Source organism: Bradyrhizobium oligotrophicum S58 (genome assembly GCF_000344805.1).
Classification (GTDB): domain Bacteria; phylum Pseudomonadota; class Alphaproteobacteria; order Rhizobiales; family Xanthobacteraceae; genus Bradyrhizobium; species Bradyrhizobium oligotrophicum.
This window is the reverse complement of the sequence record NC_020453.1, coordinates 5,649,327-5,670,072: the sequence shown is the minus strand read 5'-3', so window position 1 is coordinate 5,670,072 and position 20,746 is coordinate 5,649,327. Positions and strand designations below refer to the sequence as shown.

Sequence of the window (20,746 nt, the reverse complement as noted above, 5' to 3'; positions counted from 1 at the left end):
GGACCAGGGTATGGACGGCTCGAGCGGCCAGGACCAGGGAGCGAGCCCCGCCGCCGGTCGGCCGGCGGCACGTCCGGTCCTGCGTCGCGCCGCGCAATGGGCCCGCGACTACACCAGGCTGCCCGGGATTCCCGATGAGTTCATCGGTGCCGATGGCCAGCCGCGGCCGGTCTGGACCCGCTTCGCCGATACCTTCGCAGCACTCGCGCCCACCGATATCGAACGCCGGTTCGCCTCGGCCGATCGTCACTTGCGCGAGGCGGGCGTCACCTATCGGTCGCCGGGTGACAATGCCGAGCGATCGTGGCCGCTGAGCCACCTGCCGCTGCTGATCGACGAGGCCGAGTGGACGCAACTGTCTCAGGGCATCATTCAGCGCGCCGAGCTGCTCGAACGCGTGCTGCAGGACATCTATGGCGAGGGACGGCTGCTCGCGAGCGGCGCGCTGCCTGCGGCTGCCGTCGCCGGCTCCAGCGAATATCTGCGTCCGGTCTGCGGCATCAAACCGCCGGGCGGACGTTTCCTCAGCATCTATGCCGCCGACATCGGCCGCGGTCCCGACGGGCGCTGGTGGGTGCTGAGCGACCGGACCCAGGCGCCGTCCGGCATGGGCTATGCGCTGGAAAATCGGCTGGTACTGTCGCGCGCGTTCTCCTCGATCTACAAATCGATGAACGTCGAGCGTCTGGCGCCGTTCTTCGAGGCGTTCCGCGACGCGCTGCGTGCCAGCGCCGATCGGGACGAGCCGCGCATCGGCGTGTTGACGCCGGGCACCTTCAGCGAGACCTATTTCGAGCACGCGACGCTCGCGCGTTATCTCGGCTTCCTGCTCGTCGAAGGCGACGATCTCGCCGTCAGCGGCGACCGCGTGCATATCCGCACCGTGGCCGGCCTCAAGCGTCTCGACGTATTGCTGCGGCGGCTCGATTCCAACTCGCTCGATCCGCTCGAGCTCGACGCGGCCTCGCGGCTCGGCGTTGCCGGACTGATGGACGTCGTGCGCAAGGGCGGCGTCGTGCTCGCCAACATGCCGGGCTCCGGCGTGCTTGAGGCGCGCGCGCTGCTCGGCTTCGTGCCGAGCCTGTGCCGCCGCGTGCTCGGCGAGGATCTCAAGATTCCGCATATCGCGACCTGGTGGTGCGGCCAGAAGTCGGCGCGCGACGAGGTGCTGTCGCGGCTCGACGAGTTCGCGATCGAAGGCGCCTATGGCCGCGCGGTGCCGGGCTTTGCAAACAGCGGTCCGGTGCTGGTCAGCGAGCTCTCGGTCGCCGAGCGCGAGCGGCTGCGCGCCGCGATCGCCCAGCGCGGCATCGACTATGTCGGCCAGGAGGTCGTGCGGCTGTCGACCACTCCGGTGTGGGAAGGCGGCCGGATCGCGCCGCGACCGTTCGTTTTGCGCGTGTTCGCGGCTGCGACCGCCGATGGCTGGACGGTGATGCCCGGCGGCTTCTGCCGGATCGCCGACGCGCTCGATGCGCGCGCAGTGTCGATGGGCGATGGCGCGCGCGCCGCCGACGTCTGGGTCGTCGCCGACAAGGCGGTGGCCGCGCACAGCCTGCTGCCGGGCTCCGACAACGTCCGCATCCGCCGCATCGCCGGCGTGTTGCCGAGCCGCGCCGCCGACAATCTGTTCTGGCTCGGACGTTATCTGGAGCGGGCCGAGGCGACGTTGCGGCTGATCCGCGCGCTCGCCGCCCAGCATCGCGATCCCGGCAAGGGCGCGCCGGCGCAGCTCAACGCCGCCGAGCGCATCCAGCGGCTGCTGCTGGCGTGGGGCGCCATCGCGCAGACCTCGCGCACCCAGGGACCGCGCGTGGCCGACGAGGCGCTGCAGGCCGAGGATCGGTTCGGCTCGGCGCTGTCGTTGCTGAAATCGGCGCAGCGCACCGCGGTCTCGCTGCGCGAGCGGCTGTCGCCGGACGCGTGGCAGGTCATCACCGAGATGTCCAACCGGCTCGCCGAGGATGTCGATGACGACGACGCCATCCTCAGCACGGCCGAGCTGCTGCTGGAAAAGCTCGCGAGCTTCGCCGGCCTCGCCCAGGAGAACATGAATCGTGCTGCCGGCTGGCGCTTCCTCGACATGGGACGCCGCGCCGAGCGCGCCATCAACACCGCGCGCTTCGCGCGCCAGTTCGGCTATGACGAGGCGACACCCGAGGACCTCGACATCCTGCTCACCCTGGTCGATTGCCAGATCACCTATCGCTCGCGCTATTTGATCGGCCCTTCGCTGGCGCCGATCCGCGATCTCGTCGTGCTCGATCTCTACAATCCGCGCTCGGTCGCGTTCCAGATCGAGGTGCTGAACGATCACATCGCGGGCCTGCCGGTGCTGAAGGAAAATGGCCTGATCGAGCGTCCGCAGCGCCTTGCAGTGTCGCTGCGGGCGCGGCTGACGGCGGCGGAAGCAGCTCATCTCGACGGCCGTACACTGTTTGCGCTGGAGCAGGACCTGCTCAGCCTGTCGGAGGCGATCGGACAGCATTATTTCCCGCACGGCCCGAACGCGTCGCGGCCGGAGAAGCTGACGGGTCTCGCGTGATCTACGACATCCGGCATGTCACGACCTACGAATATGAAAGCGCCGTCAGCTTCGCCCGCTGCTCGTTGCGGCTGGAGCCGGCAAGCGGCGACGGCCAGGAGCTGATCTCGCATAGCGTCGACATCCGGCCGCGCCCATCGGAGCGGACGTCGCGGCGCGATTTCTTCGGCACGCTGACCGAGAGCGTCATCATCGACACCCAGCACCGCCATCTGCGCATCGATTCGCGCTCGCGCGTGAAGCTGTCGCGCAGGCCCCCGGCGCGCGACGCGCCGAGCCGGGCCTGGGAGCATGTGCGCGACGACGCCTTCGAGGCCACCAGCCTGGGTCCGTCGTCGCCGATCGGCTACGTCTTCGCCAGCGCGCTGGTGCCGGTGCTCGAGCCGGTGACGGACTATGCATCCGCGAGCTTTCCGGCCGGCACCGGCATCGTGGCCGGCGCCGCCGATCTGATGCGGCGCATCCGCCAGGAGTTCAAGTACGATCCCAAAGCCACCGTGATCTCGACGCCGCTCCGCGAGGTGTTCGACAATCGCCACGGGGTCTGCCAGGATTTCGCTCACGTGATGATCGCAGGGCTGCGCGGGCTCGGTTTGCCGGCGGCCTATGTCAGTGGCTATCTGCGCACGATTCCGCCCGAAGGCGAGAAGCGGCTGCAGGGCGCAGACGCCACCCATGCCTGGGTGTCGCTGTGGTGCGGCGAGACGCTGGGATGGATCGGATTTGATCCGACCAATGATCTCGTGGTCGGCAATGATCACATCATCCTGGGCCAGGGCCGTGACTTCTCGGATGTTTCGCCGGTCGATGGCATCATCGTCGGCTCGCGCAAGCAGAAGCTCGGCGTCGCCGTCGACGTCGTCATGGTCGAGTAGCGCAGGTTCCCATTTGGGGGCCGCCGGAACATTTTTCTCGCATCGCACTTGATCCGCCGGAGGGGCCCGAACGGGGGCTGGCTGACCCTTTCGAGCGATGGAGTGATCGAGATGAAAAATGTTGCAATCGTCCTTGGCCTGCTCGGCGCCTGCGTCGCCGGCACCGCTTCGGCTCAGCCGAGCGCCAACCTCACCGGCACCTACCGCTGCATTCAGATGTGCCGCGACGGCATGATCGGCGCGCCGGCCTTCGTGACCCAGAACGGCGATGCCGTGAATCTCACCACCGAGACCGGCGAGTCCCTGCAGGCTTGGCCGGACTGGAATGCTCCCAACAGCCGGCTGTGGATCGATGCGCGTGACGAAAGCGCGGTCTATTCGCCCGACGGCATGCGCATCCAGTTCGACGACGGCCGCGTCTGGCAGCGCGACCTGCCGCCGCCTTTAATCGTTCGCGGCGCGCCGGTGGTGTACGGGCGGTAGTTCGACGTCATTGCGAGGAGCGATAGCGACGAAGCAATCCAGAGCCTCACGCGGGGCTCTGGATCGCTTCGCTGCGCCCGCGATGACGGGCGGTATGAGTTGATGTTCGACACATTTCATCCGTTGCGCATCCGCTGGCATCGTCCGCGAAGGTGGTCCGGTAGCTATTGGCAGCAAAGATGGAATCGAGGAGCCGCGGTGTACTGGATGCCCGCCTGCGCGGGCATGACGGTTGGGTATGTGACTGCGTCCTCGCGACACGATATGTCCGAGCCATGCTGGTTGTCTCGACCCTCCGATTAGCGAGAGGGCGCAGGGAATGCCGGGTGAGGGCCTCACCCATGGCCCGCCTGCGAAAAAATGCAGGCGGCAGGAACCACAGGCAAAGCCGGTCAACCGGCATTCCCTGCGCGATGGCTTTACGGCTTATACGTGGTCTCCCTGGTGCGCCGGGCTTTCTGGCCACCATCCCCAGCGCGATCGCATTGCGCCAGGTTGACACCAGCATCGGGGTGTCAGGACATCACGACTTCGCCGTGCGCATCATGCTGTTCGTCGGCGCGACTGATCACGCTGCAGCACCACACGCCCACCGCTCCCCAGGCTCCACGTTCGTGACGATCGCGATCCGCCCCTCTCACGAGCCCGGGATGGTCGGAAACATCGGTCTGATTTGCCCGACGGCGCAAGTGTTTTCCTTGCGACAAACTGGCACGACGGGCATCTTCGGTTTCTAAAGATTCGGATGGTCCGGCTCAGTCGATCAATCGTTCTACAGTGAGCGATCCGCGCTTGATGCCAAGGTTTAGCAATGAAGCGTGACCCCCGCGAGACTCGCAACAGTGCAAATGTAGGCCTCGCTCGGCCCTGCTGGATCCCAGGTAGATGGAAGAGATTACTCGGCGCTGCTCGCCGATACTCAATTCTTTAGGGTAGTCTTGAGCGTCAACATGAAGCAAGTGAACCACCTCGAATTGAAGTCCTGCAACATATTCAGGCATGCTGAATATTACCTTCTTTCCAGCATGTCGAAGATCCAAATTTGGTTCACGAGAATTTACATGGATTATTCGTCCCTCATATCGTTTTCTTGAAATATTATCGTAGTGGTCGAACAATTGGTCGTTTACGCATAGAATCGCAACCCGCTTTCCGCCTAGCCTACGTGCCTGATCGTGTGCTGTATCGAATACGCGGCGTAGCAATTCCGCTTCATCCTTGAATATGGACAATGAAGGAATGTCGCCGTCAGCGACCTCTGCCGTGATTGCGAATTTCTCCCACTCGCCGGCAAGATCGATTGCCGGAAAGGTGGCGTCGAGATCATACAAAAACTCCGCGATTTGCGGGGTGTACCTGAAAACCTTTGAAAGTTTTACGAGCTCAGATTTTTGAAGTTGAGTTGAGGCTGAGAAAAGTGTGCCGTCACCTTCGCCCACATATGTAAATGTGTCTCGGGGGCTTTGTTTGACATCGTAAGCCATAAAGATCGGCGGCCTTGTTGTTATGCCGTCACCTCCGATCGTGTTTCGGATAAGCTTGTGAAGTACCTGCCGCTCAATTGACGTAAACAAATGGAGTTCGTCGACAAAAATCGCATCGAACCCTTTTGTGCTCTTCAATCTGTCCCACGTATTGCTGTCTAGAAACGAGTTGAAGTCAGCGACCATTTGGTCGACACTAAGAGTGTTCATTTCGGTCAACAGCGATCGATACCGTCTGTGAATTTCGAGTACAAACCGGCGATCGCGCTCGGTTGGCAAGCTCATCAGCCAGACTGCTCGATATCCGATTTGGCCCTTTGCGTACTTTTCGCCTTTTTCTGTGCCAGCCCAAATCCCGTCTGCATCCAAGATGCTGGCAAACTCATTCATTAATTCAAGGACTAGGCGTTGGTGGGCGTCGCTAGATTTTTGTGCTGCCCACGACGCTTGGAGGTTGTCCGATATATCTCTAAATCGCGCGAGAGTGACATCGGATCGCATTTCGATAAGAATGCCAGAAATTAGTTCTGCTTGCATTTTTCGGCCGTCTCGGCCGTCCAGTGATAGGGGGGTTAAGTCATCTAGATCAAACTTGAGGTAATCATAGGCTAGGTCGTAAAGCGTTCTAATGTGGGTAATCACGTGCTTGCTTTGGCCGGTCAGTATCCCTCTTGAATCGAGCTCTAAGCATATTCCAGTGACCTGATCGACGGTGCCTGAACTGTGTGTCAAAAAGCATAGTCGTCTGCTTGTAGAGTTCCTATGAAACGCGAGGGCGTCTCTTACAAATTTGACGGCTAATGACAGTGTTTTTCCTGTACCGGCTGCCCCCCTTAGGCGCACTGGACCGTCGTATGACTTGTCGACAAATTCTCTTTGTTCTTCAGTAAGCTTTGTCTCGTACCATTGATCTAGTGTGGCTCCGCGAGAAAAAGACTCGGGAAGTCGCCGACTCAGGTTGATGCCTGTTACGTTCGCCGGGTTAATGCGTCTGGGAGGGGGGGATTTGATCGCCTCGTTAAGAAGGGATCTGGCGCTCAGATAAACGTCGTCGGCAGTGTGGAGCTTGCTGAATTCAATTGGCGCGTCCACGCGGGAGAAAAACAAGAGATCTTTGTTGCCTGCTGGATTTGAGTCGAAGTGAATTCGGGAGCCGCCGCCGATGTTTTTGTTTGCGGCGTAGACGGACTGCAGTGATCCCTGTCCGTGAGAGTGCCAATTGAAAGGGATTGAAACGCTGTTGGTTAATATGGCGCGGCCAACGGTTGATAGGCGGTCTAGGACGTAGCGATCCACGCGATCTTTTCGGAAAATGGGGTATGGTTCGGTAAGGTCGATGACTATGATCGGCTTCGTTTCATCGTTCAGGGCGATGTCCAGGAAAAAAACGAGGTCGCCGCACGGTATTCTCTTCACAGAATGAAGCGCGGTAGGAATTTCGTAGTGTTCGAACCAATCATCGTCGATCTCGCACTGAAGAACAGAGAAGAATGAGCTTGGGTCGAAGACGAGACCTTTAATCATGAGTTGGTTCCTATTTCTAGTGCGGCGGCCTCCGCAGCAATTTCGTTCAATCTGGTGATCTCATCCGGAAGTCCAATGCGAGAGAATTGATATGAGAAAAGTTGGGCCATCTTAAAACGATAAAGGTTTGAAAGCTTCGCGATTCGTACGGCGTGCAGGCTGGTGTGCTTTCCTGGCGACGTGATCGAGGGAGGAGAGGGATGGACGTGCTCTGCGTCGATTCCGTATATCCGTCGCATTCGGATTACGAAGCCGATTTGGTCTAATCCAGCTATCTCGTTAATAAAGAAATTGCCGTCACCGAGGTTCTTCAGAGCTCGGCGAGCTAGCTTCGCAAAGGCATCCTTTTTCTCGAGGTGTTGTTCTTCGAAGATGCGCTCAAGTAGTCGCGCGTCGAAAGTGTTTGATCGCTCAATGAGCGAGAGTTCTGCAATTTTCGGAGCAATTGTATTTGGTCTGACCGAGTATGTCTTGGAAAGGTTCTCAATAACAATGTTTGCGGCGTCGTCGCGAAGCCAGTTTGTAAGCGCGTCGTAATTGTCTGTCTGAAGAGCGCATATCTGAGTCACTTGATTTAGCAGTTCTAGGCGCCTTGCCTCGATGTAGGTGGGTATCCAAAACTTTTCGAAATAGCGCGAGAATGAATAGACTGGGAAGTATGACACAAAGCCGTCGATCTTACAGTTGACTAGGTCGCAATCCGCATTGATGATAACACCTAGAGCTGGATCGGGCCGCTCACTCTCGGGCAATAGTCGGATAATGTCACCTTGCAAGAAAGGTGCGGTGGATTGAGTCACTTCAGTTTCGATTAGTTGCAGTGTAGGAACCATGGATCTGTTCTCGGTCCGACGCGGGAATTATTTAATGTTGCAACCTTTCGGAGATGTCGACAAGTCTAATTACGCGGTCCAGCCGCCGCGCCGGTTGTGAGGGTAAGGGGGTGCGGCTTGGTGATTATTTTCCTAAGCCGGTGATTAGCACCTTCGCATCTGCAAACAATGTTCTCGCCCTTCCACATCGGTGCGAAACGACTCGATGAAGCCGCCTTGGCGCTGGGTGACGAACACGGTCTTTCCGTCGCTGCCACCGAAGGCCAGGTTGGTCGGTTCCTTGGCTTTGAGGGCTATCTCGCGGACGGCGCGGCCGTCAGGGGCCAGCACGGCGATGGTCCCTTTGAGGATGCGGGCGACGAACAGCCGGCCGCTGGTGTCGGTGCGCAGGCCGTCGATCGTGTTCGGCTCGAGGGTCTTGATCAGCTTGGGCCGCGTCAGCGTGTCGCCTTCGATGGCGTAGGACCAGATCTCGCCGCTGTTGGACTCGCCGACATAGAGCGTACGGCCGTCGGGGCTGAGGTCGATGCCGTTGGCGGTGCCCATGGCGCGCGGCGGCGTCATGGCCGTGCCCTGCAGCGATCCGTCGGCGGACTTGGCGATGCGCCAGATACGGCCGCTGCGCGCCTTCCAGTTGGGGTCGCTCGCATAGATCGTGCCGTCGCGCGCCAGCGTGATGTCGTTGGGCTGGCTCATGTCGTCGGCATGAAAGACGAGGCCGGGCTCGGTCGTGCCGGGCGCGATGGCGAAGATGTTGTGACGCTTGTAGTCGGCGACGTACATGATTCCGGCCGCGTCGATGCGGATCGCATTGCCGACGCTGCCTTCGGGCAGCTCGGTGAATTTTTCGGAGACGGTCGCCTCCGGCGCCAGCTTGCCGATCGTGCCCGGCTTGCCGAAATTCACAACGAACAGGTTGCCGTCCCGGTCGGCGGCGGGTCCCTCGATGCCAAAGGTGTATTCACCTGATGGCGTGAGCTGCGCGCTCTCGAACAGCTTCGAGGCGGCGAGGGCAGGGACGGTCGCGAAGGCGAGCATGACGAATGTCGCCAAGTGCGAGATGCGTAGCGTGGGCAAAGCGATCGCCGCAGGCGGCGCGTGCCCACCGGCCACGCGCACCGGCGGCCGTGACGGTGGGCACGGCGCGCTCGAGACCGCGTTTGGGCGGAGGAAGCCTCGTCTTGCGCCTTTGCCCACCCTACGAAAGACGATCTTGTCGTCAGAGCGGCACCAGGAATTGCTGTTGGATGTAATAGCCATCGTCGTCCGTGCAGGTGCCATTGAGATGCGTGTCGGCCGGCCGGAAGAAACGGCTGAAGCCGGGCTTATTGACGGCAGACCTCTCTGTCACCACGACGACCTTGCCGAACGGAATGTCGCCGCATTCGCGGCCGTCTGCCGCGAAGAACTTGCGATGCGGCGGACCGCCCGGTTTGACCCGCATCCGGGCTCCCGGGATCATGCGGGCGACGAGCGCGTCGGCGACATCAAGCAGCTTGGCGTAACCTGGTTCCGTCTTGATCAGGTTGCCGCCCGGCGGCATCTGCCGCTCGGCCCCCAACCCGCGCAATCGCTGCCGGAGCCGGCCGGCTGTGGGGTCGCCGGGATAGATCCAGCCGTCCTGCGCCAGCATGAAGCGCAACACGGCCCGGTCCTTGTCGGCATCGGACTGCCCGGCCTTGAGGCCGAAATCGGCGTGGCAGCCGCTGCAATGTGTCTCGATCACGCCTTTACGCAGAGTCGTCAGCCGCGCGCGGCTCGCTGCGTCCTCCATGACCATGGCCGTCAGCCGATCGATCAGCTGATCGCTCCTTATGTCACAGGTCAGCGGCTCGGGTGCGGCTTCGCCGGTGCGATCGATGCGGATCACGGTCTGGTTCTTGTCTTCGACGAGCCAGATTGTGCCGTCGCTGGCTGTGGTCATGCCGACCGGCGCGCCCTGCGGGCGGATGCCATTGACGCGATGCCAGCCGGAGATGATCTCGTCGAAGGCGGCCGCCGGCACCTCGCCTGCAGCGGTTTGGAAGGCGCGCGTCGGCTCGGCGGCGCAGCTGACATGATAGCGCACCGGCGCCGGGCTGACTTTGGGGAAACCGCGCTCGTCCACCTCATAGGCGAGCAGCCGGCTGCCGGTCGGGCGGTAGCCATGCAGGCCGACCAAAAGCTTGCCCTTCAATTCGTCGAAGCGATCGGCCGTGTAGTAGAGCATGCCGAGCGGCGCGCCGTGCGGCGGCAGCAGCGACCAGGGCTTTCTGTACGCGGCTGAACTGCAGAAATCCTTGAAGCTGCCGGACTGCAGCAGGCGCCTGAACTCGGGGCTCGGCGTCCCGAGATCGTAGCAATACGGCCAGCCATAGTGGCGGCCTTGCTCGATCGCGTTGATCTCCTCGTTGGGCGCGAAGAGATCCTGCAGGTCGCGCGCGTTCTCGCCCTGCAGGAAGGCGGTGCCGGGCTCGGGAAAGCGCGGATGCAGCGCCAGCGCCATCGAATTGCGCAGGCCACGCGCGTAGACGTCGTGCGGCGGGCTCGGATCGCCGGATCTCAGCGCCGGAAAGATGCCGCCCGCAGGCGGCGTGAACAGCCAGATCGCAGCCAGCGGTGACGCGCCTTCACCGGCCGCGCAGCGGCCCGGCGCCGATGACAGGCAGTTGTCGCTGTGGGAGCCGACATTGACGAACAGCCGCCCGGTGCGGTCGAAGACGAACGCCTTCAGCGGATGTGCGCTTTCGGCGATGCTGACGCCGTCGGGCAGGGTGAGGCGGCGTCCAGGCAGGTCGCGGATGATGGTCTCGATCGTCGCCTTCGGATCGGCGACAAGCGGATCGAAGCGGAGGATCGCGGTGTCGCTCGAGGCGTAGATTTTTCCGTCGGGGCCGGCGGCAAGGCCGAACGGATAGGACAGCCGGGTGATCGTCTCGCGGATGCGCTGGCCTGCGGGCGCGGAGGGATCGAGGATCAGCAGCCGGCCGTCGTCATGGCCCCAGCCCCCCATGTCCGCGACCACGAACAGCTGATGGCCGGGGATCTGCACGATGCCGCGCGGAAATCTCAGGCCGTCGTCGCGGCTGGCGACGAGACCGGCGCAGAAGCCGGCCTTCATGTCGATCTGCAGGCGCGGGAAGGCGAGGGGAGCGTCGCCGCAAGTCGCGGCGCCGAGCGCGTAGCCGCTGCGGCTCGTCGCGTCGCCGGCGCGGCCGTCTGCGATGCTGATCAGCAGGGCGGTCGCGACGGCTGCAAGGATCTGCCACGACCATTTCATGAAACGTCGTCCGCTCAGTGAATCAAATTGTACTGGATGATGTAGGCCGCGGCGCCCGCGAAATAGCCGAGCAGAGCGATGCCGCTGATGCGGCGCACGTACCAGAAGAAGTGGATGTTCTCGAGCCCCATCGCGGCGACGCCGGCCGCCGAGCCGATGATCAGGATCGAGCCGCCGGTGCCGGCGCAATAGGCGACGAACTCCCAGAGAAAACTGTCCGGCGGAAACTGGCTCAGGCTGTACATGCCCATGGATGCCGCGACCAGCGGCACGTTGTCGATCACGGCGCTGGCGAGCCCGAGCACGATCACGATCAGGTCGAGCCGGCCGACTGATCGGTCGAGCCATTGCGCCAGCGCCTGCAGGATGTGGGTGTGCTCCAGTGCGGCGACCGCCAGGAGGATGCCGATGAAGAACACGATCGAGGGCATGTCGATCCGGGTCAGCGCATGCACCAGCGTCAGGCGCTGCTTCTGCTCCGAGGCCTTCGCGCGATGGATGATCTCGCCGACCATCCAGAGCAGGCCGAGGCCGAACAGGATGCCCATGAACGGCGGCAGGTGCGTCACCGCCTTGAACAGCGGCACCGCGACCAGGATGCCCAGGCCCATGAAGAACATCAAATTGCGTTCGAATGGCAGGATCGGGCTGATCGAGGCGAGGCCGGCGCTTGCCGGTGGCACGAGCTGCTTGCCGCGCAAGGTGAAGCCGACGACCGCAAGCGGCACCAGCAGGTTCAGCAACGACGGGATGAAGACCGCCTTCATGATCGCGAGCGGCGTGATCTGGCCGCCGATCCACAGCATGGTCGTGGTGACGTCGCCGATCGCCGACCAGGCACCGCCGGCATTGGCGGCGATGACGATGATCGCCGCGAACACCAGCCGGTCCTCGTCGCGGCCGGACAGCTTCTTCATCAGCGACACCATCACGATCGCCGTGGTGAGGTTGTCGAGCATGGCGCTGAGGAAGAAGGTGACGAAGCCGACCAGCCAGACCAGCGTGACCTGATTGCGGGTGCCGATCAGCGAGGTCACGACCTCGAAGCCGTTATGGGCGTCGATGACCTCGACGATGGTCATCGCGCCGATCAGGAAGAAGATGATCTGGGCAGTTGACGCCACGGAGTCGTTGAGCTCTGACGCAACCTCCGATGCGGTCGCCCCCATCACGGCGTAGATCGTCCACATCAGCCCGGCGCCGACCAGGGCGGTGGCCGCCTTGTTGATCCGGAACGGGTGCTCCAGCGCCACCACGGCATAGGCGAGCGTGAAGACGGCGACGATGGCGGCGGTCATGGGCGGGGCATTCCGGGGCTGGGATCGGCTGGCGGGAAGGAACTGCCCAAGATATGACCGATCGGCCGCCCGCCAGCAAGCCGTGCCGCCTCGCAGGGAATTAGACGAGGGAGGCGGTAATCGCGTCGGCGTGGCTGCGGATGGCGCGGATCTCCGCTGCGCTGCGGCGGTCCAGGTTGACGTACTGGTTGCGCATCCGGCCGTTGCCGGCGAAGCGGCGGCGGTGCTTGGCGAGGAAGCTCCAATACAGCGTCGTGAACGGGCAGGCTCTGTCGCCGGTCGCCTGCTTTGGATCGTAGCGGCAATTGCGGCAATGATCGCTCATGCGGTCGATGTAGTGGCCCGACGCCGCATAGGGCTTGGTGCCGACCACGCCGCCATCGCCATGCTGGCTCATGCCGAGGGTGTTGGGCAGCGACACCCAGTCGACGGCGTCGTGGAACATCGACATGTGCCAGAGGTGCACGTCGTAGGGGCGTACTCCGAGCAGCATCGCGAACAGGCCGAGCACCATCAGCCGCTCGATGTGATGCGCATAAGCGTGGTCGATGGTATGGCCGATCGCCTGCGCCAGGCAGCGCATGTCGGTTTCGCCGGTCCAGTAGAAGCGCGGCATCGGCAGATTGGCGTCGAGCGCGTTCTCTTCGGCGTAGTGTGGCATGCGCTGCCAGTAGACGCCGCGCACGAACTCGCGCCAGCCGATGATCTGGCGCACGAAACCTTCCAGCGCGTTCAGGGGCGCGTTGCGGTTGGCAAGCGCGGCCTTCACCACCTCGCGCGGATCGAGCATGTGCAGGTTCAGCGCGCCCGACAGCCGGGAATGATAGAGGAAGGGTTCATCGGTCAGCATCGCGTCCTGATACGTGCCGAACAGCGACAGTCGCCAGGCGACGAAGTTCGACAATTCGGTCAGCGCGTCGACACGTGAGACCGGGAGGTCGAACCGGTCGAGCTTGCCCGGGCTGTTCGAGAAGCGCGACGCGACCAGCGTGATGACATCGCGCGTGATCGCGTCGGGCGGATAGGACCGCGCGACGGGGATCGGCGGCCGGCTCTTGCCAAAGCCCTTGCGGTTCTCGGCATCGTAATTCCAGCTGCCGCCGATCGGACGGCCGCTGTCGTCGATCAGGAGCCCGGTCTTGCGCCGCATCGCGCGATAGAACGTCTCCATGATCGGGCGGGGATGACGCTCCGTGAACGCGTCGAACTCGTCCGCCGTGCACAGGAAGTGGCGGTCGGCGCGGAATTCGGCCCGTTGCGGCAGTTTGCGCAAGGCCTCGCGCACGCGCCAGTCGCCGGGCTCCAGCACGATCGTCGCCTGTGGCCGTAGCGCAGCCTGATGGCGCGCGATCTCGCTGTCGAGCGCGCCGGTGTTGGCGGGGTCGTCGAGCCGGACGTAATGGACGATGCGGCCGCGCGCTTCGAGATCGGCATGAAAGTGACGCATCGCCGCGAAGAAGAAGGCGATGCGCATCTTGTGCTGCGGCACATAGGTCGCCTCATCCGCGACCTCCATCTGCAGCACGGCATCCTGCTGCGGGTCGAAGCCGTCGAACGCGGCGGAGTCGGCGTCGAGCTGATCGCCGAGCACCACGACGAGATGTCTCACGGCACGTGTCCTGGTCATCACATCATGCCGCAGATCAGGCCGCCGCGGCCGTAACGGTGTGGGCGCGTCCGAGGCAGTCCTTGCGCACCGCGACCAGGCTGCGATGCAGCCAGGTCTTGATGGTGCCGACCGGCACGCCAAACCGTTCCGACAGCCGCGTCCGGCTTTCGCCTTCGAGATAAGCGAGTGCCAGCAGTCGCCGACGCTCCTCCGGGAGCCGCTCAAGCGCTTCACGGGCGATCGGTTCCGCCGACGTGTAGTCGAACTCATCGGCGGCGCTGCCGGCGGGATCAGGAATGGTCAGCGCCTCGTCGAGCTCCGAGGTCGGGACGCGCGTCGTCCGCAGCGCGTCGATCGCGGTGTTGCGCATGATGGTGCACATCCAGGTGATGGGCGAGGCGCGCGACGGATCGAAGCTCGCCGCATGCCGCCATATCTTCAGGTAACCGTCCTGCAGGATGTCATCGAGATCGGCCGGAGAGGACAGCAGGGCGCGGACGGTCTTGCGCATCTTCACGACAGTCAACGCATGGAGCTCGGCGAAGGCTTGTGCATCGTCGCGTCCGGCGCGTCCCAGCAGATGGCCGAGATGCGCGACGTAACCTTGCTGCTTCGCGCCTGCTGGCCGCATCATTGCTCCTCCGTTCGCTTCTTGAACGGAAACGAGCCGCGTTGCGATACGGATCACCCGCGGCCTTGCGCAACGTCGGATGGAGGACGTTCAGAGCCGGACGAACGGGCTGATGATGCGGCCGAGCAGGCCGTGCATGCGCAGATCGCCGGTCATGGCCACGAGACACAGGCAGGGGCCTTCATCGCCGACCACCGGGCGGTGATCGACCTCGTCGTCGCCATAGTCGAAGTCGCCGGGGCCGTAATAGCCGCCGAGATGGCTGAAGCTGCCCTTGAGCACGCAGGTCAGCTCGTTGCCGGAATGCGAGTGCTCCAGCATGCGCGCGCCCGGCTCGGAGCGCAGCAGGAAGGCGCGCGACTTGCCGTTGCCGGAGAGCAGGATCGGACGCATGCTGATGCCCGGCGCGACGCGGCGGCGCTTGCCGATCTTGCAGCGCTTGACCATCTCCGGCAGGCCGGCAAGCTCCGGATCGTGCGCGGCGACCTCGCTCACGCGCGGCGCGGCCTGCGGCCTGCGGTCGATGCGCGCCATCACGGCGTCGAACGCGTCCGCTCCCATCGCGACCGGCTCGGCGGCATCGAGCGATGCGCCGGCGAGCTTCTCGATGGTGCGCACGAAGCGGCGGCACCGCGCGCAGTCGGCGACGTGGACGCCGACGACGAGCTGCTCGGCCTCGTCGAGCGCACCGGTGGCATAGTCGGCCAGCAGGTCTTCCGGCGGGTGATGGCTGATCGTCATGTCGCGTCGTCCAAAAGATCTCTCAGGCGGTTCATCGCCAGCCTGATTCGTGATTTCACCGTACCAAGCGGCAGTCCGAGCACGGCCGCGATTTCCGAATGGGGTCGTTCCTCGATGAACGACAGGCGGATCACGGTGGATTGCTCCACCGACAATCTTTCGATCGCAGCCGCGACCCGTGTGGCATCCTCGACACGCGACACGATCTGGTCGGCGGCGAGCGTCGGATCGGCCTCGTCGTCGACACCCACCGCCTGGCTCAGCCGGCCCTCGCGGGAGGCCTTGCGCGCGACGTCGATCCGCTGGTTGCGCGCAATGGTGAAGATCCAGGCGGCCGCTCCCGCCGTCGACGGGTCGAACTGGCCGGCCTTGGTCCACACCGCCACCATGGTGGATTGCGCGATTTCCTCGGCCTCGTCGGCATTGCAGCCGGTCTTGATCAGGAAGCCTTTGATGCGGGGCGCGAAATGCGCGAACAGGGCCTTGAACGCCTCACGGTCGCCGCTGATGGCAACGCGTCCGATCAATTCCGCCCAATCCACAGTTGCCTTCGGCCCTCTGCTCACATTCATCCTGGCACGGCCACCGGATGCCCGTGCAAATTGATGCCGGGAAGATGCCACGTTCCATGGCGCTAATCTAGCCGCTCTCAATCGCGTGGTCATGGTCCCCGGCACGCCTGTTCGATATTGGGGAACGCTGGCGATGACCGGCTGGATCACATCGGGCGGCGATTTTTCGTTGCCGTCAATCCTTGAGGTCGGCATTCACCATTGCCAGGAACTCCTGCCGGCTCATCGGATCGGTGCGAAAGCAGCCGAGCATCCGGCTGGTGGTGAGGTCGACCCCGTGCTTCTTGACGCCCCGGGAGCTGATGCAGTGATGCGCCGCCTTGATCACCACCGCCACGCCCTGCGGCTGCAGCACCTCGTCGATGATGTTGGCGATCTCGGCCGTCATCCGCTCCTGGATCTGCAGCCGGCTGGCATAGGCCTCGACGACCCGGGCGAGCTTGGAGATGCCGACGACCCGGCTGCGCGGCACGTAGCCGACCCAGGCGCGGCCGATGATCGGCGCCATGTGATGCTCGCAATGGCTCTGGAACGGGATGTTGCGCAGCAGCACCATCTCGTCATAGCCGGCGGTCTCCTCGAACGTCTTGCGCAGATAATCTTCAGGGTTCTGCGCGTAGCCGGCGAAGTAGCTCTTGTAGGCGCGGGCGACGCGGGCCGGCGTCTCCGAGAGGCCCTCGCGCGACGGGTCCTCGCCGATCCAGGTCAGGATGGTGCGGATGGCGTCCTCGACGTCGTCCTGGGTGACACGGACCGGGTCACAGGCAAACGGCAGTGTCTTGGCTGTCTCGCGCACGGGGGCTCTCCGAAAGCCAGGAAACGGAACCCGACGTGTCCTGGATCACCGTGGCGGTGTTTTGCACGAACACCGTCCGCCGTCGGGGCCCATGCTGGCCGCCGGCCGTCGGCGCTCAGCTCGCCTTGCGCAGCTGCGTCTCGGCCGATGGGCCGGAGCGCAGGTTCTGGAAGAACTTTTCGACCTCGTGGGCGAGCGTCTGCGCTGTCGCGTTGAGGTCGCCTGAGGCCGACAGCACCGAGGCCGCGGCCGTCGAGGTCTCGCCGATCGCGTCGCGCAGCGAGCCGATGTTCATGACCAGCGTCTGGTTGCCCTGGGCCGTCGACTGGGCGTTGACCGAGATCTCGCGGGTGGCCTGATCCTGCTGCTGGATGGCGTTGGAGATGTTGGAGGTGATCTCGTTGATGCCGCGCACGGCGTCGCCGATCTCGCGCACGGCATCGACCGCCGTCTTGGTCGAGGCCTGGATCAGGCCGACGTTCTGGCTGATCTCCTCGGTCGCCTTGGCGGTCTGGCCGGCCAGCGCCTTGACCTCGTGGGCGACGACGGCAAAGCCGCGGCCGGCATCGCCGGCCCGCGCCGCTTCGATGGTGGCGTTCAGCGCCAGCAGGTTGGTCTGCTCGGCAATGGTCTGGATCAGGGTCAGCACGCCGTCGATGCGCTGCGTGGCGGCGGCGAGGCCCTCGATCTCGGTGATCGATTTCACGGTGCGCTGGCCGGTCTGCTCGACCGCGCCGGCGGATTGCCGGATCTGGCGGCCGATCTCCTCCACGGACGTCGAAAGCTCCTCGGCCGCGCTCGCGACGGCCGAGACGTTGGTCGAAGCCTGCGACGTGGCGCCGGCGGCGGTCACGGCGCGTTCGTTGGCGTTCCCCGTCAGCCGTGTGATCGTCTCGGCGGTGGTACGCATCGCTGCGGCGTTCTCGGTGACCGTCCGCATCACGCCGCCGATGGCGGTGCGAAACTCCTCGACAGCGGTCTCGATATGACGCGCGCGGGCCTCGCGGATCTTCGAGTCCTGCGAGACCTGGGCATTGAGATCGCGGTTGTGGGCCATGGCCTGCTGGAACACGCCGATGGCGCGCGCGAGCTCGCCGATTTCGTCGGCCCGTCCGGCATGCGGCACCTCGACGTTCTCGGTGCCGGTCGCAACCTTGCGGATCGTCTCCGTGATCTGCGACAGCGGGCGCGCAACCGAGCGGGCGATGATGACGACACCGGCGACGACCAGCAGCAACATCACGCCGCCGAGGCCGGTCAGGACCAGCGAGAGCTTCCGGTTGATTTCGGTGTCCTCACCGATCTTGCGGCCACGCTCGAGATAGACCTTCGAGAGCTCGTCGAGATCCTTGTTGAGGGCCGAGCGGACCGACCGGTTGGCGTCGTTGTCGCCCCATTCACGCCCCGCCGCCGGGCTGATCTCGTTGGCGCGGCGGACCAGCTCCTTGCGGAAATCGACGAACTGCTCGATGCGCTTCTTGAAGGTCGCGAACTGCTGGGCGTCGTCGGCCTGCACGATCGCCTGCCACTTGTCGACGACCTTGAGGATCTCGGCATTGAACTTGAGCAGCCCCTCGCCATAGCGCTTCACGACCGCCGGTTCGGTCGACATGTAGACGCCGCGGGACTCCATCACGACCGCGTAGACCAGGCCGTTGACCAGCTGCACGTTGAGCGCTGCGAGGTTCGCCGTCTCGATCGCCTTGGTGAGCTCGGCCGCGCGCCGCGAGTTGTAGTCCGACAGCCAGGTGATCGCGGCGGTCAGCAGCGCGAACAGCGCGAAGATCGCGTAGAGCTTGGCCGCGATGGAATGGCGGGTCGCCGTCGACGTCTGACGTGAGGTCATGAGGTGGATTACCGCCGGTTGGGCTGCAAGGCAGAGATGCTGGATTGTTAATAGTTATGCAAAAGCTTCATGGAGAAAGCGTTAAGTGGACACCGTCAGTACGATACAACCCCTGCGTACTTTGCGTTGTTTTTCAATCGATTAGCTGCGGCTTGGATGCGGGGATAAGGCGCTGCGATATCCGCTTGACTACGGATGTCGAGAACCGTCGGCCGGCGCCTGCTCCCTTGCAAATGCATTGCAAACAGGTCCGTCCCGGCGCGCTTCGCACCGCGTTCGCCTGTCGCTGTCACGGACGCAGAACGTCGTCGGCATCGGCGCGGCCCGAGCGAGTGCGGCGGTCTGTCCGAGGCGCGACCTGATCGGAACTTCGGACTGCCGAGATGATTTTCGTCGTGTGGACTTGGTAGCTTCTGCGCCGCGCGCTGCGGCCGTCATGCTGCACAAAGCGGGCAAGTCCGGCATGGCAGCCCACATCCTTGCGCATGAAATGGCGGGGCGCTTGCTGCAGGATTTGCGGACGCCGCATGCGGCTCAACTTTTCCGGAAGGGGTGGCGCAGTCGAGCTCATCGCCCTATGGTGTTTCCGGGGTACAAGTGATCGCGAGGGCAGTCGATGAGGTTCGAGGGCATCGAGACGGTACGTCGCATTCTCTGCGTGTTTCCGCGCTACACCTCGTCGTTCGGAACCTTCGAATACGCCTATCCGCTGACCGACGGCATTCAGGCCTTCATGCCGCCGCAGGGACTGCTGCTGATCGCGGCCTATCTGCCGCGCTCCTGGCAGGTGCGGTTCATCGACGAGAACATTCATCCTGCGTCAGCCGACGATTTTGCCTGGGCCGAGGTCGTGTTCGTCAGCGGCATGCACATCCAGCGCCAGCAGATGAACGACATCTGCCAGCGGGCGCATGCGTTCGACCTGCCGGTCGCGCTCGGCGGCCCGTCGGTCAGCGCCTGTCCCGATTATTATCCAAGCTTCGACTATCTCCACGTCGGCGAGCTCGGCGATGCGACGGATGACCTGATCGCGCGACTGGCGCGCGACCCGTCACGGCCCGCGCAGCAGGTGGTGCTCCAGACCAAGGAGCGCGTGGCAATGACCGATTTCCCGGTCCCGGCCTATGAGCTCGCGGAGGTGAGGAAATATTTCCTCGGTAGTATCCAGTATTCCAGCGGCTGTCCCTATCAGTGCGAATTCTGCGACATCCCCGGCCTGTATGGTCGCAATCCCCGGATCAAGACGCCGCAGCAGATCATCGCCGAGCTCGACAAGCTCAGGGAATGCGGCGTCACCGGCTCGGTGTATTTCGTCGACGACAATTTCATCGGCAACCGCAAGGCTGCCATGGATCTACTGCCGCATCTGATCGAATGGCAGAAGCGGACCGGCTACGTGATGCGGCTGGCCTGCGAGGCCACGCTCAACATCGCCAAGCGTCCCGAGATCCTGGAGAAGATGCGGGAGGCCTATTTCATCACGATCTTCTGCGGCATCGAGACGCCCGATCCCGACGCGCTGACCGCGATGCAGAAGGACCACAACATGATGGTGCCGATCCTTGAGGGGATCAGGACCATCAACAGCTACGGCATGGAGGTCGTCTCCGGCATCATCATGGGACTGGACACCGACACGCCGCAGACCGCGGACGCGCTGCTGCAATTCGTCGACGAGAGCCGGATTCCGCTGCTCACGATCAATCTGCTGCAGGCGCTGCCGAAGACGCCGCTGTGGGATCGCCTCGAGCGCGAGGGCAGGCTGATTCACGACGACAGCCGCGATTCGAACGTCAATTTCCTGATGCCCTATGACGAGGTGGTGTCCGCGTGGCGGCGCTGCATGGCCGTGGCCTATGAGCCCGAGCGGCTCTATGAACGCTATCAGCATCAATGCGACCATACCTACTCCAAACGGATCAAGGTGCCGGTCAGCGACGAGATGAAGAGCTGGCCCAACATCCGGCGCGGCCTCGTCATGATGGGCAAGATCATCTGGAAGGTCGGCGTCCTCGGCGACTACAAGCGTCCGTTCTGGCGCTTCGCCTGGGGCCAGCTCAGGCGGGGCGAGATCGAGAACTTCATCGCGGTGACGATGATCGCCCACCATCTGATCATGTTCGCGCGCGCGGCCTCGCGCGGTCATCAGAACGCGTCGAACTACTCGATCCGGCTGCGCGAGGCCGCCGTTCCCGCCGGATGAGGGCGGCCTCGGTTTCGACCTGCGGCTTGCAGGCTGCGAGGCCTGGC

General features: G+C 63.7%; 16 protein-coding genes. 5 read left to right on the top strand and 11 right to left on the bottom strand.

What is annotated here, in order from left to right:
• Nucleotides 1-10: 10 nt before the first annotated feature.
• From S58_RS24540 to S58_RS38200, 4 genes are all read left to right on the top strand, one after another.
• Nucleotides 11-2,545 carry a circularly permuted type 2 ATP-grasp protein gene (locus S58_RS24540; protein WP_015668079.1) on the top strand — a complete coding sequence of 845 codons (2,535 nt, stop codon included), beginning with the start codon at nucleotides 11-13 and terminating at the stop codon, nucleotides 2,543-2,545.
• Complete coding sequence (locus S58_RS24535; RefSeq protein ID WP_042340196.1) at nucleotides 2,542-3,420, top strand: transglutaminase family protein; 879 nt, start codon at nucleotides 2,542-2,544, stop codon at nucleotides 3,418-3,420. Before S58_RS24540 ends, S58_RS24535 begins: the two co-directional genes overlap by 4 nt.
• Nucleotides 3,421-3,522: 102 nt before the next feature.
• The gene (locus S58_RS24530; protein WP_042340195.1) at nucleotides 3,523-3,903 is read left to right on the top strand and encodes a hypothetical protein; all 381 of its coding nucleotides are present in this window, start codon (nucleotides 3,523-3,525) and stop codon (nucleotides 3,901-3,903) included.
• Nucleotides 3,904-4,244: 341 nt separating this feature from the next.
• Nucleotides 4,245-4,640, top strand: coding sequence for a hypothetical protein (locus tag S58_RS38200; RefSeq protein ID WP_160167610.1), 396 nt, complete (start codon nucleotides 4,245-4,247; stop codon nucleotides 4,638-4,640).
• 18 nt (nucleotides 4,641-4,658) lie between these two features.
• Here the strand turns inward: S58_RS38200 and S58_RS37745 are convergent, their stop codons facing one another.
• The 11 genes from S58_RS37745 to S58_RS24470 form a co-directional block, all read right to left on the bottom strand.
• Nucleotides 4,659-6,911: a UvrD-helicase domain-containing protein gene (locus S58_RS37745; RefSeq protein WP_015668076.1), complete on the bottom strand. Its 2,253-nt coding sequence runs from the start codon at nucleotides 6,909-6,911 to the stop codon at nucleotides 4,659-4,661.
• Nucleotides 6,908-7,744, bottom strand: coding sequence for a hypothetical protein (locus S58_RS24515; RefSeq protein WP_015668075.1), 837 nt, complete (start codon nucleotides 7,742-7,744; stop codon nucleotides 6,908-6,910). Before S58_RS24515 ends, S58_RS37745 begins: the two co-directional genes overlap by 4 nt.
• 144 nt (nucleotides 7,745-7,888) lie before the next feature.
• On the bottom strand, nucleotides 7,889-8,782 hold the full coding sequence (locus tag S58_RS24510) for an SMP-30/gluconolactonase/LRE family protein (RefSeq protein ID WP_015668074.1): 894 nt from the start codon (nucleotides 8,780-8,782) through the stop codon (nucleotides 7,889-7,891).
• A gap of 181 nt (nucleotides 8,783-8,963) precedes the next feature.
• The gene (locus tag S58_RS24505) at nucleotides 8,964-11,003 is read right to left on the bottom strand and encodes a PQQ-dependent sugar dehydrogenase (protein WP_015668073.1); all 2,040 of its coding nucleotides are present in this window, start codon (nucleotides 11,001-11,003) and stop codon (nucleotides 8,964-8,966) included.
• A gap of 14 nt (nucleotides 11,004-11,017) precedes the next feature.
• Nucleotides 11,018-12,301 (bottom strand): sodium:proton antiporter NhaD, encoded by a 1,284-nt coding sequence (gene nhaD, locus S58_RS24500; protein ID WP_015668072.1) that lies wholly within the window; start codon nucleotides 12,299-12,301, stop codon nucleotides 11,018-11,020.
• Nucleotides 12,302-12,401: 100 nt separating this feature from the next.
• Nucleotides 12,402-13,928 carry a cryptochrome/photolyase family protein gene (locus S58_RS24495; RefSeq protein WP_015668071.1) on the bottom strand — a complete coding sequence of 509 codons (1,527 nt, stop codon included), beginning with the start codon at nucleotides 13,926-13,928 and terminating at the stop codon, nucleotides 12,402-12,404.
• Between the two features lie 16 nt (nucleotides 13,929-13,944).
• Nucleotides 13,945-14,541, bottom strand: a complete 597-nt coding sequence (locus tag S58_RS24490; RefSeq protein ID WP_015668070.1) for an RNA polymerase sigma factor — start codon at nucleotides 14,539-14,541, stop codon at nucleotides 13,945-13,947.
• A gap of 90 nt (nucleotides 14,542-14,631) precedes the next feature.
• On the bottom strand, nucleotides 14,632-15,282 hold the full coding sequence (locus tag S58_RS24485; protein ID WP_015668069.1) for a ChrR family anti-sigma-E factor: 651 nt from the start codon (nucleotides 15,280-15,282) through the stop codon (nucleotides 14,632-14,634).
• Nucleotides 15,279-15,824, bottom strand: coding sequence for a sigma-70 family RNA polymerase sigma factor (locus tag S58_RS24480; RefSeq protein WP_015668068.1), 546 nt, complete (start codon nucleotides 15,822-15,824; stop codon nucleotides 15,279-15,281). Before S58_RS24480 ends, S58_RS24485 begins: the two co-directional genes overlap by 4 nt.
• A gap of 205 nt (nucleotides 15,825-16,029) precedes the next feature.
• Nucleotides 16,030-16,650, bottom strand: a complete 621-nt coding sequence (gene folE, locus S58_RS24475; protein ID WP_015668067.1) for a GTP cyclohydrolase I FolE — start codon at nucleotides 16,648-16,650, stop codon at nucleotides 16,030-16,032.
• Between the two features lie 115 nt (nucleotides 16,651-16,765).
• Nucleotides 16,766-18,496, bottom strand: coding sequence for a methyl-accepting chemotaxis protein (locus tag S58_RS24470; protein WP_015668066.1), 1,731 nt, complete (start codon nucleotides 18,494-18,496; stop codon nucleotides 16,766-16,768).
• 616 nt (nucleotides 18,497-19,112) lie between these two features.
• Between S58_RS24470 and S58_RS24465 the strand changes: the two genes are divergently transcribed.
• Complete coding sequence (locus S58_RS24465) at nucleotides 19,113-20,699, top strand: B12-binding domain-containing radical SAM protein (RefSeq protein ID WP_015668065.1); 1,587 nt, start codon at nucleotides 19,113-19,115, stop codon at nucleotides 20,697-20,699.
• Nucleotides 20,700-20,746: the final 47 nt, after the last annotated feature.